The sequence below is a fragment of the Saccharopolyspora phatthalungensis genome (assembly GCF_014203395.1).
In the GTDB taxonomy this organism is placed as follows: Bacteria; Actinomycetota; Actinomycetes; order Mycobacteriales; family Pseudonocardiaceae; genus Saccharopolyspora; species Saccharopolyspora phatthalungensis.
Genome location: NZ_JACHIW010000003.1, coordinates 251745 through 270886, shown reverse-complemented (window position 1 = coordinate 270886; position 19142 = coordinate 251745). Strand labels below are relative to the sequence as shown.

Annotated in this window: 2 protein-coding genes; one reads left to right on the top strand and one right to left on the bottom strand. The window is 67.4% G+C overall.

From position 1 onward, the window contains the following. Nucleotides 1–7038 (bottom strand): WXG100-like domain-containing protein (locus BJ970_RS36390; protein WP_446689113.1); only part of this gene is annotated, 7038 nt, incomplete at its 3' end. Nucleotides 7039–8091: 1053 nt separating this feature from the next. Between BJ970_RS36390 and BJ970_RS36385 the strand changes: the two genes are divergently transcribed. After that, nucleotides 8092–18999: a WXG100-like domain-containing protein gene (locus BJ970_RS36385; RefSeq protein ID WP_446689112.1), complete on the top strand. Its 10908-nt coding sequence runs from the start codon at nucleotides 8092–8094 to the stop codon at nucleotides 18997–18999. Nucleotides 19000–19142: the final 143 nt, after the last annotated feature.

Sequence of the window (19142 nt, the reverse complement as noted above, 5' to 3'; positions counted from 1 at the left end):
ACGCTCCTGTTCCGGCACAACCCGCTGGATCGCGCCATCTTCAGCCGTGATTTCCGCAAGCCGGGACTTCCCCCACGCGTGGCTTCTCCCGAACTTCTTCCCCAACCCGACACCGGTATAAGGCTCCCCCGCATCACGCGCGCGACGCGCCTCCACCCGCCCCGCCTCCCGCTCCCGCTCCCATTCCCGCTCCTGTTCTCGTACAGCCCGCTGGGTCGCGCCGCCCTCAGCCGTGATTTCCGCAAGCCGGTCCCTACCCCACGCCTTGCTCTTCCCGAACTTCTTCCCCAACGCCGCAGCGCTATAAGGCTCCCCCGCATTACGAGCACGACGCGCCTCCACCCGCCCCGCCTCCCGCTCCCGCGCCCAACCACGCTCATGTTCCCGCACAACCCGCTGGATCGCGCCATCTTCAGCCGTGATTTCCGCAAGCCGAGACTTCCCCCACGTGTCGCTTCTCCCGAACTTCTTCCCCAACCCGACACCGGTATAAGGCTCCCCCGCATCACGCGCACGACGCGCCTCCACCCGCCCCGCCTCCCGCTCCCGCTCCCACTCCTGCTCCTGTTCCGGAACAGCCCGCTGGGTCACACCATCCGCAGCCTTGATTTCCGCAAGCCGGTCCCAACCCCACGCCTTGCTCTTCCCGAACTTCTTCCCCAACGCGACACCGGTATAAGGCTCGCCCGCGTCCCGAGCACGACGCGCCTCCGCACGCGCCGCCTCCTGCTCCCGCTCCCACTCCTGCTCCTGTTCCGGAAAAGGCCGCTGGGTCACACCATCCGCAGCCTTGATTTCCGCAAGCCGGTCCCTACCCCACGCCTGGCTCTTCCCGAACTTCTTCCCCAACCCGACACCGGTATAAGGCTCGCCCGCGTCCCGAGCACGACGCGCCTCCGCACGCCCCGCCTCCCGCAACCGCTCCCCCTCCTGCGTTTTCGAATCGGACCGAGGCTCACCATCCTCGACCTTGATTTCCACAAGCCGCTGCGAACCCCACGACGTGCTCTTCCCGAACTTCTTCCCCAACGCCGCACCGGTATAGGGCTCGCCCGCGGCACGAGCACGACGCGCCTCCGACCGCGCCGCCTCCTTCGACGCCCCCGCACTCCGCACATTCTCGGCCGGGTCTACCGCTTCCAATAGCGGGTCCACTGCTGCGCCCTCGGCCTCCACCGACAACGGCACAGCACCTTCGGGGATCGACGAATCCCCTCCTAGGACATCACTCAAACCCGGATCCGCACCAAAACCCAAGAATCCCAATTCATCCGGATTCAGATACCCGCCGCTAGCCGCCGGATCCAAAGCAGCCGCATCCGGCACATCATCAACACCCCACGACGCACTGTCCCCTCCAAATTCCGGCCAAACCGGGAAACCCTGCGGACCTGAGGCCCTGCGCGCCGCACCCTCATCCACCGAACCATCCTCGCGACCCCGCTTACGGCCGCTGCTTTCACCGACCGAACCCAACTCCCCGGCACCACGGTCAGCCACGTCCGCACTAAACCCCAACAACCCAGCATCATCCGACCCCGCCCCCGGCACACCACCCCGCGGCGCCACACCCGCCACTTCACCCCGTGACCACCCCCCAACATCCAGTGGATCGAACTCAGCCGCAACGCCCGGATCAAAAGCACCCGACGCCAGGCCGTCCGCCGGTTCGGCAGCCACGGATTCCTCCAATGCCGGAACCTCCGGCTGGGGATCCGGACCCGCTCCAGCACGAATACCCAGCCCCGTCCCTTGCGTACCAAGCCTGGCCGCCAACTCCCGGGAAAACCGCACCGCCTCATCACGCCCCACCTCATCCACCCGCACCGAAACCAGGGCCACCACGTCATCCAACGACACACCCGCATCCCCACGGGCCAGGGCCAACACCTCGTGCGTGCCCTGCACGATCCCCGCCGCGACATCACGCGACCCATTCACCAACCGCGCCCACTCGACCTCCACCCGCAATTTCGATTCCGACCATCCCGCCGCATCAACCGACCCAACACCCGTCTGCGACCACTCATTCGAAGCCACATTCGTCGACGGGCCACCCCCCATCGACACACCGCCCGCAGAACCGGAGGCTGCACCGCCAGGAAAACCCGCCTCCAACGTGATCAAATCCATTTCTCCGACACCACGAGCAGCGGCGTCGGCAGCCCCCGACAACCCGATTTCAGCCACATTCAGATGTTCGCCGCTCCCCCGATCCAGGCCACCCACACCTGCCGCTGCTCCAACATCCCACCCAGGCCACCAGGACCACCCCTCATCCGCCGAGTCAGCGGCGATACGTCCGGCCGCACCGCTGTCCGAAAGTTCGGGCAAAGTCGGGGAGTCCGCCTGCGGCCCCGGGTCAATCGACTCCATCCCACGCCCTGACGCGACATCCTCCGTCGCGAGATCACCCCCTGAATCCGAAGCATTTCCGGCAGAACTACCCACCTCGTTCTTTACCTCCCGAAGCCGTCGGAGGCCCCAATCAGAGCTCTTGCCGAACTTCGTCCCCAACGCCGCGCCGGAATAAAACTCACCCGCGTCACGAGCGCGCCGCGCCTCCACACGAGCCGCCTCCCGCAACCGCTCCGCCAAATCCAACCGGCTCACACCGCTCTCACCCTTGACTTCGACTAGCCTAAGCTTCCCCCAGTCCATGCTCTTGCCGAACAGCTCCGCCAACGTTCTACCGGTGTGCGGCTTGCCCTCGGCGAGAGCGCGTCGCGCCTCCGCACGCCCCGCTTCCCGTAACCGCTCCGCCTTGGCCGACCGGCTCTCGCCATCCTCACCGCCGATCTCCGCAACCCGCGCCTGACCCCGCGTCCTGCCCTTGCCGAACTTCTTCCCCAGTTCCTCAGCACGATTAGCATCGTCCGCATCGGAACCACGATTCGCCTCCACCCGCACCGTTTCCCGCGACCCCTCCGCCGAAGTCGCCCAGCCCTCACCCACCTCTCGGTCGACTTCCGCAAGCCGCGTCAACCCCCACTTCGCACCCTTCTGGAACTTTTCCCCCAGCGCCGCGCTGGTGTAGGGCTGACCTGCGTCACGAGCACGACGCGCCTCCGCCCGCCCTTCCTCCCGCAACCGCTCTTCCAAATCCGACCGGCTCGCCCCGCCCTCACCGCTGATCTCCGCAAGTCGTCGCCGAGCCCATTGCTTGCTCTTTCCGAACTTCTTGCCCAACGCCCCTTGGCTGTAGGGCTGGCCCGCGTCGCGGGCACGACGCGCCTCCGCCCGCCCCGCCTCGTTCAGCGCCGGGTCTTCGACCCCGGCCGCGTCCACCGCCTCCGGCTCCGGGCCCACCGCCGCCTCACCGGATCCCACCGACCGACGTACCCGTACCGCACCCTCATCCGACGAATCTCCCGAACGGCCCCGCTTCCGACTTTCGCCTTCACCCACCGAACCCACCGCGCCCACACCGCGATCAGCCGCATCCACACGCGCAACCACCGCCTCCCCGGTATCAACGGACCCACCGCCAATCACGCCGATCTCCGAGACCCCCACACCACCATCACCGGCGGCGGCATCAACCAACCCATCGCGACGCAACCGCCCCACCAACGCCCCCGCATCGCTCACCCGCTTCCGCAACGCCACCACGTCCACGCCATCAAACCCGCCGCGAGCCAACGTCTGCGACCAATGCTCAACCCGCCCCCGCAACCCGGGCAAATAACCCTGCGACGCACCCGCCAGCAGCCGCCGCAACACAGCCACCAACTCACCCAACTCAGCAACCAACCGCGACCGCTCACCATCCATCCCCGACACGCCCTCCGACCCGCCCCCCTCGGCGTTCACCGTAGGCTCCAGCACATCCCACCCAGGACCCAAGGTCTGCTCAACGGCCGCCGGATCAAACGACCACGCCCCGAATCCATCCGCCCACTCGGCGGCGGTCGGATCCAACCCCCACGCCATGGGGATATCCACCGACTCAGCGCTCAGACCACCAACCTGTTCGCTGCCCACCGATTCCTCGGACACCGGAACCTCCGAATGGGGATCCGGCCCCGCCCCGGCACGAATATCCAACCCTGTCCCTTGCGTACCAAGTTTGTCCGCCAACTTTCGGGAAAAGCGGACCGCCCCAGCACGCCCCATCGCATCAACCCGCACCGCAACCAAAGCCACCACATCATCAAGCGACACAGCCGCGTCGCCCCGAGCCAGCGCCAACACATCGTGCGTGCCCCGCACGATCTCCAGCGCGGCCTCACGCGGCCCACCCACCGACCGAGCCCGCTCAACCTCCCGCCGGAGATCCGACTCCGTCCACTCAGCCACGCTGCTCGAATCCGGTTGTTCCCCGGCATGGCTCGGCATGCGCGACTCAGCCGCGCCGGTAGCCGTGGAATCAGCATCAACCGATGCCGTCTCAGCACCTCCTGCCTCGGTCGGTCCCGCAACCACGGGACCTTCGGGAACCGCGGCCGACGGCTTCGCCACACCATCCAGCCCGACGCGCCCTTCGCCGGCCTGCTGCGGGGTCGTAGTCCGGCCGGGCCCAGCGACCGGGCGGGGACGGGAGCCGTCCGGAGCGAACCGCATCCACCGCGGATCACGCCGGCCACTCCCCGGCATCAACGCGACAACATCACGCCCCACCTCGCGCGCCACCCGCGACGCCTGCCCCGACGACACCACCGGAGCACCCGAATCCTCACCCGCCACCAACACCACCGGAGCACCCACATCCGCCGCCCGGCCAAGCACAAACCCCACAACCCCACCGTTGGACACCACCTCCGCCGGCACCGACACCCGCGCCGCATCCGCTGGCATCCCTACCGGCCCCGCACCGAACCCCGGACCACCCGAACCCACCACCCCGGACGACTCCGGCGGCGTTGCCCATTGGCGCGCACCATCGCCCAAGCGAGCCACATCCGCATCCCCCGCAAGCGAATCCGCCCCGGCAAACGCTCCAGGAACAGCCGGGCCATCCCACACCGGCCCGTGTCCCGGCACTATGGCTTCGCCGCCGGTACCCGCAACCGGCCCAGCCACCGGATGACGCATCCCCGGAGTCACGACATCCGAGGACTGACCGGACACCTCAGCGGCGCCGTTCGACGAATTCTCCGTGGAAGAGTCGCCCGCCTGGAATTGCGGCTCCACCACTCGCACATCGTCTACGGCCTTTTGGCTGTCCACTTGGGGGGTTTCGGCGGCATGATAGTAGTCGCGGTGCGCCGAATCGGAAGGGGAATCCCCCACCGTGGCACCGCTGTCAGAACCCAGTGAGTTGCCCCGGTACTCACCGGCTCTGTCCACACCAGACGATGCGACATCAGCGCGGACATCGCCCGCAACCGCGCTATACGCAGGCGGCATAGCGGCACGGGAACCCCCCTCCCGAGCCGCATCATCGGTACCCGGGGAATCGCCGAAGAGGTCATCTGCCTGAGGCGAGCTGTAAGGGGGCGACGGCGTGCCCGGCCTGTCCTGGCCCCGCAGCCCAGCCGGCGCAATCGCACCACCCCCGTGCCACGACAACGGCGCGTTGTCGTTCCGCGCCTCACGCACGCTGGCCTTGGAGTCCTGCCCCACCACGGCATCGGTATCCGGTGCCGAGGCCCCGTGAGCCGGGCTATCCGGCGGCATGTCCGGGGACGGAGACAAACCAGCCGCCGTTTCCTTCACTATCGAGCCATTTTCGCGTGCACCGGACACACCACCACCCAGCGGCGCCTTTTCAATGCCGGAGCCAGCAGGCAAGATGTCCGACGTCAGCGGAACATCCGAGCCCACCGATGCCGAGCCCTTCTCCGGTTCAGTGGCCATCTTTTCGGAATCCGGTGCCGGCGCGCGGGATTGCACGTCGGGCATGTCCTTCGGGGGGCTGGGTTTCTCGCTGACAGTCTCGGCAAAGCCGGGCTTTTCGCTTGTCTGTATCCCAGTCTCGGTCGTCGACTCTTCGGCCGTGTCGGTGTCGGTGTCGGTGCTGGTGGAGTCTTTCTCCCCGGTGTCGCGTGCTCGGCCCGCCGGGATCAGCTCGCCGCGCACCGCAAGGCCCGCCAGATTCCCGATACCCGAACCGATCGCCTCCGACACCCCGGCGGTGAAGGAGAACGGATTCCACTGCGCCCCCTGACCACTGATCGCGCCATACCCTGCCTCGCCCAGCATTTCGGTCAGGCCCTCTTCCAGGGATTCGCCGAGGCCGTGGCCGAAGCGGGCCACCCACATCGCCCGCACCGACATGCCGGTGTAATCCTCTAGGTTCTTGGCCACGACATCGGCGAATCTCGCCATCGAAGCCACCGGGTACTGCTCCGCATGCTCCTCGGCCACCTGCCGCGCCGCCGCCGCCAGCACCTCAGCATCGATCTTGTCACCCAAGCCCCGTACCAGGACTTTGGTGATCGCGTTGCCCACCACATTGCCCAGCGCCGAGAGCGGCACCGCCAGCAGCCCGCTGAACGAGCCGACCCCCACCGCCATCTCCGACATCGCCGCATCCCACTTCTTCCGCGTCCCCAACGCGAACTGCAACCCTTGGGCCCCGGCATCCATCACCACCTGTAGCCCGATGCCCACGATCTGGGCCATCGCCAGCCGCATGAACAACTGGCCCCACCACCGGGTCAGCAGCAACCGCATCACCGCGAACCGCGCCGCCAGCCACGCCATACTGGCCCCACCCGTGGGACCGGCCATCGCCACCGCCCAGGCGATCTCGGCCACCAGCAGCAGCAAACCCCCCACCGTGACGAACTTCAAATACTGCACCTGCAACGCCAGATTCCGCACGAACTCCGCCAGCTCCCGCAGCCCCACGCTCCCCGACTCCAACATCGGACCAAACGCGTCCAACCGCTGGGCGAATCGGTCCGCCGCCTTGCCCGAAAACCCACCCCGCACCCGCCCCACCACATCCACCACCACGGGTGCCAAACTCTCCACCGTCGCCGCGCCCGACTCCAACGCCGCCGCCACCGCGAACAACGCATCCTCATCCGCATCCGTCATGTCCTCACCGGTCAATACCTGAAAAAGCCGCCTCACCTCCTCCGGCACCATCAAGGACACGCGAAAACTCCCACCCGACTACCGACGCGGACTAGACCGAACAAGACCATTAAGCCGGTAGTATGAGCTAGCCATACAACCCGGTAAAGCAGGACCCACTTACGCAGCAACTTTGCGCGTTCAGTCATCAAGATTGGAATTAACGGGTGTTCCTGTTGTGCCGGCGAGCCTTTCAGAGTAGAGGTTTGTTGCCGTGGATGGCCCTGTTGCTTGAACGCGATGGTGATGGTGCCGGACACACCTTCGTGGCCTAGCTCGTCCAGGCGCGGCATGATGTCGTGGTGAGCGCGGAGTGCGGTGGTGTCGTGCTCGCGACCCGGGCGCACCTCAGAGAGCCCTGGCGCCGCCATCCGCCGGGGCGATGCTGACGTGGATGTTCCCGCCACGATGACCGTGCTTACCTGACCACCTGAGATCCAAGCCAAGGGTCGGGCCAGAGGTGCAGACCGGGGTGAATGTCACACTCATCAGGCGCGGAACTCCCGTGAAGTTGATCTGTGGAAGGGTCATTTATACCAGGTCTCGCCCTTTTGCTTTGCAGCCCAACAACGTGGACATCTCACGCCACCGGCACCAGCCGCAGCCACGACGACTACCCAGAGCGACACTGCTTACCTGGAAAGGTTCAGTGGGAACCGCGGTGATTTCCCAGCTTTCGTCGCCTGGATTCGGTAAGCGCGCTTGCCGAGGGCAGGATCGCCGACGCCGACAACATCCTCAGCAATGCGCAGTCGAGCATCCTCGCCGCGATCCGGGCGACCGAGCCACGCACTCCCGGTACACTCATGCTTCGCCCAGAAACCTTGGTTGAGGTATAGATCACGCCGGGAGGGCAACCCGCCGCACTGTCCGGGTTGCCCCGGGAAACGCCATTTCGCGCGAAACCGCCAACCCTTCGTCGCAGGTTTGATGGGAACGGGCACAGTTGCATAGGTGCGGGCGCACCGTTTGGTCCAACGGCTTGATCGGCCTTGTGGTGCTGGCGCTATGATCATTTTGGGCTAGTCCGAATGCGAGACGGATGGGTGCTTTTGCGTGTCCTTGATGGTGCCGGAGGAGGTGAGGCGGCTTTTTCAGGTATTGACCGGTGAGGACATGACGGATGCGGATGAGGATGCGTTATTCGCGGTGGCGGCGGCATTGGAGTCGGGCGCGGCGACGGTAGAGGCATTGGGGCCGGTGGTGGGGGACGTGGTGGAGCTGGTGCGGGGCGGGTTTTCGGGCAAGGCGGCGGACCGGTTCACGCGGCGGTTGGAGGCATTCGGACCGGTGTTGGAGTCCGGTGCTGTGGGTGTCCGGCAGTTGGCGGAGTTCGTGCGGAATCTGGCGTTGCAGGTGCAGTATTTGAAGTTCGTCACGGTGGGGGGTTTGCTGCTGCTGGTGGCCGAGATCGCCTGGGCGGTGGCGATGGCCGGTCCCACGGGTGGGGCCAGTATGGCGTGGCTGGCGGCGCGGTTCGCGGTGATGCGGTTGCTGCTGACCCGGTGGTGGGGCCAGTTGTTCATGCGGCTGGCGATGGCCCAGATCGTGGGCATCGGGCTACAGGTGGTGATGGATGCCGGGGCCCAAGGGTTGCAGTTCGCGTTGGGGACGCGGAAGAAGTGGGATGCGGCGATGTCGGAGATGGCGGTGGGGGTCGGCTCGTTCAGCGGGCTGCTGGCGGTGCCGCTCTCGGCGCTGGGCAATGTGGTGGGCAACGCGATCACCAAAGTCCTGGTACGGGGCTTGGGTGACAAGATCGATGCTGAGGTGCTGGCGGCGGCGGCGCGGCAGGTGGCCGAGGAGCATGCGGAGCAGTACCCGGTGGCTTCGATGGCGAGATTCGCCGATGTGGTGGCCAAGAACCTAGAGGATTACACCGGTATGTCGGTGCGGGCGATGTGGGTGGCCCGCTTCGGCCACGGCCTGGGCGAATCCCTGGAAGAAGGCCTGACCGAGATGCTGGGCGAGGCCGGCTATGGCGCGATCAGTGGTCAGGGGGCGCAGTGGAATCCGTTCTCCTTCACCGCCGGGGTGTCGGAAGCGATCGGTTCGGGTATCGGGAATCTGGCGGGCCTTGCGGTGCGCGGCCAGCTGATCCCGGCGGGCCGAGCACGCGACACCGGGGAGAAAGACTCCACCCGCACCGACACCGACACCGACACCGACACCGACACGGCCGAAGAGTCGACGACCGAGACCGGGATACCGACAAGCGAAAAGCCCGGCTTTGCCGAGACTGTCAGCGAGAAACCCAGCCCCCCGAAGGACATGCCCGACGTGCAATCCCATGCGCCGGCAGCGGATTCCGAAAAGATGGATCCGGAGAAGGGCTCGGTAACGCCGGGTATTCCGGTCGCGTCGACGCTCCTGGCCATCGGCTCCGCTCCTGCGAAAACGCCGCCGGATGATTCATCCGGTGCGACGGGAGCCGGAGACGGCACGGTGGCCGGGGAAAATGCGGGCGCTGCGGGCGCGTTGTCGAGCCAAGACAGGCCCGACCCGCCGCCCTACAGCCCGCCGCAAGGCGAGGACCATGCCCGCGGCGACGCACCGGCCACCGGCGATGCGACCGGCCGTGCCAGCACACCACCACCGCCCTACCGTCCGGCCGCCGATACCGGCCATACCGGACCAGTATCGTCTGATGTGGACATTACTTCCGGTTCGACCGGACATGCGCAGCCGTCCCTGCCGGGGCCGGCGGCGGGTTCGCTCAACCAGCACGGCCCACAGGCCTCCGATGTTGAGTCGACGGTCGGTGAATCCCCGGCCGATTCGCCGACGCGAGAAGACCACACCACATCCGGTTCGTCTCTTGTAGACAGTAGTGTCCGGGGCGGCTCGACAAACTCTGACGGCGGGGTAACAGCAGGGGGCTGGCGTGTCGACGCACCCCCGGCGCACGGCCAGGTTGCCGGCGGCGACCACGCCCATGCCGACTCCCCTGACGCGGGCACCTCAGGTGTGTCGGCGCAACGTCCAGCCCCGCTTCCGGGGTCGGCTTCGCCCGTTTCGGATGGCTCGGTGCTATCTGAAGGTGCCGTGCCGAGCGCGGATGTCCCTGCCCCTTCGCCGCCGCACGACGACCACCCCGACACCGGACTGTCCGTTGTGGATACTCCCGGTGCTGCGGTGGAGGGTGCGCGAGAGGCAGAGCCCGCAGCAGGCGAGCCCGGCTCCCCCGTGGACACCCCCTTGCCCCGCTCCCCCGATGCGCCCAGCGTCTTGTCCGGCGGCGTGGTGCCGGAGACGACGTCTGCTGTGGGTATGGGTGCGGCCACCGAGGGCGGGGTGCCGTTGCCCGGCCTGGTTTCAGCGCGGGGTGACGGCACCGTTGCCGGCTTGTCCGCGGGGACGGGTTCGGTCGCGGGCAGTACCGATGCCGCCCACAGTGCTACACCGCAGCCGCGCATACCTCCGCAGTCCCCGGGCGGCCGCGACGCAGCTGCGGGGCCGGTGGGCTTGCCCGCCGATACCGTGCGCGTGCCGGTGCGCGCCGATGTTGTCTCCGAAGGTAGTGGTGCCGAGTTCGTGCGTCGCCAGGTAGGCGATGCCGGTACCGGCCCAGTGGTGCTCGCCCCGGCAGACGGTTCGGGCTCTGGTGTGGTGATCCCGCCGAACCAGGCCGCGGACATGGCGCGCAGCCTGGGACGTGACGTCGTCGCGCTGGTACCGGGACGTGGCCGGCGCGGTCCCCGGTGGATGCGGTTCGGTGCCGATGGAGCACGTCCCCGCCCGACGGGCGGGCCGGGACCGATCGTGGCACCGGGGCAGACCAGCCAAGGACACCAGGGCCCGGGTGCGTTGACCGGTTCCGCCACCACTGTCCCGACGAGCGCGGCACAGACGATGCTGCCGGAGTCAACCGAACCCGTGCGTGCTGCGCAGACGGTGCCGAACACGCGTCGTGGTGAGCCTTCCACCGGCACTGCATCCGCAGCGAAAGCAGGGGGCACCTCGGCTGTCACGGCGAGTTCGGCGTCGGCGAGCCGGTGGCCTGATGTGGTGGCGATCGGCCACGGGACACGGGATGCGGTGCGTCCGGCACGTGCGGATGCGGTGTCTACCGCGGCGGTGAGCCTGCCGGTGCGGGGAACGGGAGAACGTGCCGACTACGTTGGGTGGACCCGGTCGCCGCATCATGCCGCCGCCCCGCAGGACGTCCGGCCGCTGCTGGTGGTCGGACACAACGATATGGTCGTGTCCGGGGATTTTGTTGCCTTGGCGCACGGCACCGGGGCGGACGTGCTGGCGCGAGTCAACCTCGGCGCGGGACCATGGTGGCAGCTGTACAGGGCGGACGGGAGCCGGCCTCGACTGGTTGATCCGCCCGCCGAGCTGACCCACCGGCCCAGGCCGGAACCGTTGCTGTTCCGAGGCCCCCGTGATTCCAGCGAGCTCATCGAGCGCGCCGCGTGGTTGGCACCCCATCTGCTCGACACCCAGATCGTCGCTGTCCACGTGACCGGGGACGGGCGTGCGGTCCTGGGAGATGGCAGCTTTCTCGCGCCGGAGGGTTTCGCCGCGCGGGTGCAGCAGGACCGGCGTTTCGTGCCGGGGCTGAACCTCGCGCTGCTGGGGTGCGCCGCGTATCAGCGTCCGGGGCCGGGTGCGTTGTCCTTCGCCGAGCGGTTTACCCGCGCGCTGGGCGGGCGCGCCTGGGCGACCGACGCCGAGGTGTTCCAGACCGCGGACGGCGGGGTGCACGCCACCGAGACGGTGATCACCGGCGATGGCCGGATGCTGCCGATGTTCGTCGACGGCCAGGGAACCGGCCTCTGGTCCCTGCTGGACCCCGACGGGCAGCCAGTGCTCACACGCGGACCGGAACTGCGGGCCGCCCTGACCGGCACGGCCCCTCCGCGCTACACCGACACCCGTCCCGAGCCGGTGATCAGGTGGGCGGACAACGGCGATGCCGGTCCCGCCAGGCCACGCCCCCAACTTGAGGAGACGGTCGAGGAGCGGGCGCGGGCGGAGGCGCGCCGGGCTCGTGAAGCCGGTCGGCCCCACACAGGTACGACGTTGGGGGCGATCTTCGGACGGGGCCGCATGTGGGGCGCGGCGCGGCTTGCCGAGCTCAGGAATCAGGCTGCCGCGGACCAGCCCGGTCCGCAGGAGCAGCCGCAGCCAGGCCCGTCAGCGCTGCAACCAACCGAGGCGCGGCAGGCTGGCGAAGCCAGCGAGCCCGACACCGCTACGGCGTTGGCGGCACGGTCCGGATCGGACCACGGATGGGGCGCGGCGCGGTTTGCCGAGACAACGGATGAGCTGGAGCGGCACCGGGCGGCGATACGGGCGGAGACGCGGCGGGTTCATGAATCCGACGAGCCCATCACTGCGGCGGTGGAGGCAAGATTCCGTGGAACCGTCCCCTGGAGCGCGGCCGAGACATTGGGGGAAAGGTTCGGGCCGGACGCCGCACGGAGTCTTGAGCCGCTTGGCGAAGTCAGGCAGCTGCTCGACGAGCTGTTGCGGGGGTGGTGGGCCGCGAATGAGCATGCCGATGGTGAGTCGTCTGCTGGACGGAGGCTGGCCGATGAGGATGTGCGGAGGCTGGCCGATGCGGTGGGACTGCGCTACCGGGACCGCGCGGGAGAGCCAGGCACCCGTAGTGCGGAACGGCTGCGGGGCAGGCTCCTCCACGTTCTAGACCTGACCCAGGAGCTGGGCGGGCAACCGACCGTCGACGACGCGCGGGATGTCCGACTGGTAGCCGACTGGATCCGGGACACCGGCCGATTACACGGGCCGACCGTCACCGCCGCAGACATACACACCCTCGTGCAGGAACTGACCGAGACCACCACGAACGCCCGCCCACACGAAGTGCGCCACCTGGCTGGAGTTCTCCAGCAGGCCGAACAAAGACTGGAACAGCTGGGTCAGCAACGGCGAGCGACCCTGACCGAACTACAGGCGCAGTGGCGACGTGGAGCCACCCAAGCCGTAACCCTGCGCATGGGAAGCCACACCGACAACACCGTGGCCTACCCGATCAGCAGAGCCTCATCACGATGGTGGCGAGACTTCCGCGGCGGCCGAGTAGACCTCGCCCAGATACGCCACCACTTGGGGATCACCAGCGACCAAGAACCCCTCATCGTCGTAGTCGAAGCCAGACGACGTACCGCCGGCGCCGAAAAATCATTCCTGCTCAACGACGAGATCCGCAACGCGACCACACACCTGGACACTCCCTGGGACCTAGGACAACGAGTAGCCAGCACCGAGCAATACCAACGAATCGCCGCCACCAACCAACACGGCCCAGTCGTCCTCGTCGTGCTCGGCGGCAACGCCGGCCTCGGCGTACACCTAAGCCGCGACCAGCTCACACACGGATTCGCCCAAGGACTCAGCGCAGGCGGAGACAACGCCCGCCAGGTACTTCTCGCGGAAGGCTACATCACGCACGATCCCGCCGGGCTCGGATTAGCCGCCGCGGGCCCGGGCCGGCACCAAGCCGGACTGGTGCTGCCCTCAGGCGTGCGGCCAAGCGTGCTGACGCTGCGCCTGGAGTCCACACAGGACAATGCGGTCGCCTACCCGATTAACGCCGCGACCAAAGAACAACTACTTGCAGCGGCAGAGAGGGCGTCGGCGCAGTTGGCTGATGATTCGCGGATCGCCGTGATGGCCTGGATCACACCGCGGGACAAGTTCACCGTCGCCGACGAAGAAACGCGGGAAACGCAGGATCTGACCCCACGTGATTTCGCTCGTCGGGCGATCGAGGATGCGCGCTCCCACGGGATCACCGGGCATGACGATGATCGCACCGTCATCGTCCACACATTCGCCAGGGAACCTGAGCAAACGCTACAAGAGCGGGCCCGGCAGGACTTAGCCGCGAGTTTCCGCGAGGCGGGGCATCGCGGGCCGGTGCACGTGGCCAGATGGAACACCGCGACGAACAGCATCACCTACGAACCTGTGGTCCCGTGGTCGCCCCGATTGCGGCTGGCGATACCGGTTGGTTCAAACACGATCGACGCTGTCGCGTATCCCCTCAACAGTACCGAGGAGGCGCTTTGGAGGCAGTGGGCTGAATCGGGGCCTAACCTGGACGGACTGTTAGCAGAGGTGCGTGATGAAACACCGACTCTCGTGCTGGCGTTCCGTCATCCTGATGGAAATTTCGCCTACGTCGACCCTGGAAGCTGGCGCAGCCAGCGCCTGAGTGCCCGGCAATTCGGCCGGGTCGTGGCTGGAGCGTTGCGTGACGTAATCGCCTCGGATCCCAGCAAGCCCGTCGTCGTGTTTGCCGTGCAGCAGCATGACGAGGTTGCCGTGGGAGAGCACGCGCGCCAGGAACTCGCGAGAGGAATACAGCGATACGGCCACGAAGGGCCGGTTTATGTTGCTGCGGTAAAGGAACACAGCGACGGCGACGATATCCGGTTCGACGCTCAGGGGATCGCCCTCGCCGGAGGACGCCCGCGCCCCGCCGAACTTTCGGTGCGCGAACTGACCTTCCGTTTGCTGGCAGCCGGTGGAACCGCGGCGGACGTGGCTTGGTGGAGTCAGTGGTCGTCGAAAGGTTTCCGGGTCAGCGGTTCTGGACCGGCCACGTCGCGCAACACGGCCTTTGTCCTCGCGCGGTTGTGGGGAGACGAGTTCGTCACACCGTCGGGCACCGTGTCGGCCTTCGAATTCGGTCGCCAGATGACACTCAGCGGGCCTTATCAGGACTCGGTCGCTGCGCATTCAGACGCGCCTGTCGTGTTGGCGACCGTGGGAGCCGAGACCGGGCTAAGCGAACACGCCGCGCGTGAGTTCGCCCGCGGCGTGTGGAGCAACGATCCGAATCGCGCGGTCCATGTCACGGACCGGGATTTCCGGTTGCGGCGCGATGCGAACGGCGTGGCCATCTTCCTCTTCCTCGCTAATCCTCCGAGGTTCGTGCCGCCGCAGGGCTGGTCGCCGGTTGCTGAGCTGATCCGGCCCGCGGACGACGACTTCGGGCCAGTGGTGACGTATTCGACCCGGTCAATACGGACGCAACTGTTTGACTGGGACACGGAGTGGTTCGTCTCGGCGGCCGGCCACCGAAGGCCATTCGTTGTGGTGGCAAAACCGGAGGCCAGACGCTTCCACGTGCTCGACCCGGCGACCAAGCAGGAGTGGGTTCTCGGTCCTTCTGACTTCGGCCGGAGCGTGGCCAGGAGCGCGGAGTTCCAGCAGGGCCTCAGCAGCGATCCGGACCGCCCGGTTGTGGTGCTGTTCGGCAACTGGCCGTCCGGTCTGACCGAGCGGGACGCGCGATCGTTGGCCGAGGGGTTGCGCAGCGACGGGATCGCACGGCCCGTCTTCCTGTCCATGGGCGAGGTCACGACGCACCCGGACACGTGGCGGTGGCGGCCGCACGCCCTGATCGAGGCCCCGTCTGTGCAGTCGGCGCAGCTCACGCATCCCGCCAGTGCTGTCGAGGCGCTGCGGCCCTCGCTGGTCTCCTGTCTGGGCAGTGCCCACGCGGGTGTCCCTGACCAGCTTCGTTCGTTCGGGATTCCCCGGTTGTTGTCGGAGTTGGGGTATAGCGGTCCCCAACCGCCGATTGTCCTGCTCACGAGCAGGCAGGGCGAGGATTTCATCCTGCCGGACGAGAGAAGGAGAATCCCCCCTGGGCCTTTCGGCTCCGTACTGGCGAAAAGCCCGAAATACCTTGATGCGATGGGAGAAGACTGGCGACGACCGGTAGTGATCGTCACGGTAGGCGGGACGCGGCACCAGCGTGATGCGATGACGGGCCTGCACCCCTTGACGCAAGGACTGCTGGGTACCACCGATGCCGACCGGCCCGTCTACATCACCGAAGACAACATCGTGCCAAGCAGGCTCGCCTCGCCGGCAGGCGGGAGCGTCGTGTCGGGCGGACTGAGACTGCTGACGACCGACCAAAAGCAGCCGCTCCCGCCGCAGCAGAAACTGCAGTCCCACAACTTGCGGATCGGCGTGGGCGCGGAGTCGGCGCACAACGCCGTATGTTTCCCGGCGCATCCAGGAGACGCGGACGAGTGGCGAACATGGGGATCGTTGGACTACGCCGGGCACGGGCCCATGCTGCGGCGCGCGGTAGCAGAATTCGATCCGGACCCTCTGTTCGTGTGTGTGCGAGCGTTCGACGGAAAAGTATTGGCAACGCCCAACGGGTCTGACCAGCCTGGGGCACCGGACCCTGTTGAGCTGGGCACGCTCATTCTGAGTTCCCCGGACTTCCAACTCGCCGATACCGGGCAACTCGGGCGAACGGTGGTGGTCGTGCCGATTTGGGGGAGTACGCCGCTACCGGACTGGTACGCCAGAGCACTCGCCGAAGGCTTGCGGCAAGTTGGTGGGCCGCCACGACCCGTGTACGTCTACGACGGATACAGCCACTCTGCCTCCGACACCGACGCCGTGTTGGACCGGCTGCGAAACGTGACACCCGAGCTGCACTGGCGGCGGGCTGGGGATGTCCGTGACCCGGAGGAGTCCCGGGAATTCGTGCCGCACTATGAACCGGATTCCCCGCCGAGTTATGAGAGTGCCGGGGAGGCCGCGTCCGCGGTCGCGGCTGTCGACAGGCAACGCGAGGCAGCCCTGTCCGGCGCCACCCGCCCAGCCCTGCCCGCTGAGATCACCGAAGCCGCGATCGCTACCGTACGCCAGCGGTGGAGCGAAGAGTTCCAAGAAGCCGAACGCGCACTAAGCGCACTGCCCGCTAACTGGCTCGCCGACCTACAGGCGCGGGCCACGACGATCCTCGCAAGCATGTGGCCACGCCCCAGACAGAGCGACACACCCTCGGCAATGGCCATGCAAGACCTGTGGGACCGAATGGCCCAGCGGATCGCCTACCGACTCTCCGCCGACGCACCCGAAACGAGCGCATGGGCTGAGGCCGCGGCAATGGTGGCACCCGTTCTGTCCCTTCAGATCGTGCAGCCAGTGCGGGGGCCGGAGGAGTCGCCGGGGTCCCCGGATGAGTCGGAGGGGTCCCCGAGACACGGGGCGTCACGCGAGGGAACCGCAGAGCCGGTTTCCGGCAGGGACGAGGAGTTGCCGGATCCGGGGGCGGAACCGGAGTCCGAGCCGTCGGACGGGCCGCCCAGCGGTTCCGGATTGACGCACGAAGGCACATCCGGCCCGTCCACTGCCGCCGGTTCCGCATTGGACGCGGTCGCCGAGTTCGCCGAGCTGACCGGGCGGATGCGGCGGCATCTGGCGACGTTGCCGCCGAATTTCGGTCCGGAAGTGCGCCCGAAGGTCGAGCTTACGAGGCGGCTGTTGGCGGAGCGGCAGAACTGGACTCCGGCCCAGTTGGACGGCGTCCGGGCGGGTTTGCCGGGTTCGCGGCGGGTGGAGCAATCGGTGCGGAATGTTCGGCGCCGGATGGTGCGGCACGTGTATGACCGGGCACAGCAGTCGATAGCGCTGGGGCGTGACCCGATCGTCTTCTTCCACAACGGTGTGCCGGGAGGCGTGAGTTCCCGGCCCGATGTGCGTCTCGGGTTCGAGATCGAATTCCAGCTCCTGCACGGAGATTTCGGCACACAGCTGGAAAGTCTGGGCACCTACCTCGACGACGAGGGATTTCTGGACTGGGATGACGCGCCATCGAGCCTGCTCACCGCGGATGAAGCCAAACGCGTGGTGGCCGAGGGGAAGTGGGCGTTGATCAAGGAGGTGCTGGAAAACGAGGTGGAGGTGACATCACCGATCCTGCGGGCTGGTGCCTGGCCCGATGTGGCCCGGTTGCTGGAGGCGGCACGCCTGCATGGCGGTGACGCCCGGGACTCCGCGGGAAATGTGAACGTCAGCTTCGACTGGCCGTTGACTCCGGCGCACTACGTGCGTCTGGCACAGTTGGTCAAGGCATTCGAGGCGCTGCTGTACCGGCTGGGCAACGTCCAGGGCAGCGCGGCCGGCGGGCCGCACCGCAACATCAAGATGGCAGGCCCCATGCCGCTCCCGGTGACCCTGGACACGGCGGATCAGGACGGGGAATCGGCCGATGACTACGGCCCTGCCCACGACCTGAACTCAAACAAGCACGACGCGGTGCTTTTCGAGCTTACGGAGCTAAACGGGCTTGAGCGCACGGAGTTCCGGCTCTGGGCGGGGAGCCTGAACCCCGCGGTGTGGCAGGCGCGTGCCGAGTTGAGCGCGGCGATGGCGCTGGCCGTCACCGACCCCACGATCTATCCGGAGCTGGAGCGGCGGATGGTCGAGCCGGATCTGCTGGGCCATGAGGATCCTGGATTGGACGAGGACGCCAGGCTGGAACAGCTGCTGGATTTCCTGGCGCTCTTGCCGCTGAGCCCGGCCGCGCAGACGCAGGTGGTGCAGCTTTTCGCCACGACACAACCGTGGCGGGATACCGGCGGCAACGATCCCGAGTACCGCGCGCAAACGGTGGACCTGCCGGGCAACTCCAAGCTGTTTCCCGCCCCGGGAAACTCGAAGGCCAGCGTGGTCGCGGCCACGCACTCGTACCAGCTATATGAGGACGCGTGCCTCATCCTGGCCAAACTGACGTCGAATCAGAACGCGATCCGGCTCTGGGACGGCCGCGCTCTCGACTTCGACAGGTTCGCCTGGATGCTCGGTCAACGCGGCGTCGGGATGTTCCACGACAATTGGACCGTGCTGGCGATCCGCGGCGGCGTTCCCCCAGCGCTCGTGAGCAAGGTGCTCGAATCCGGCCGAAGCCGGGTGCTGGTACCGGCGGAGGAAATGAGCCGAACCCGCGACGGGCGACTGGTGACCGGCCGCACGTACGTCGACCAGCATGGGGTGCTGAAATTCCAGCCCAGCGCGCGAGGATGGATCGAGTTCGCACATGGGTCCACCGACGGGCGGCCGACCGGTAAGGCAGACCTGGGCGAGGCGTTGGCCGAAGCCTACAAGGCACGCTGGCCCAACGACGGACACCAGAGTCGTACCATCCAACACTGGCCCGTCCGAGAACCAGGGGCAAGGCCGTAACGGGTCACCGCCGCCGGCAGCGGGTGACGGCTGATTTCGCGCGAAATCGCCGCCAACTCCGCACCCAGGCCGTCAATTTCGCGCGAAATCGCCAACCCTGCTGCGCGGCCAGCCACCGCTCCCCCGTTCCCCCGCTTGCCGCG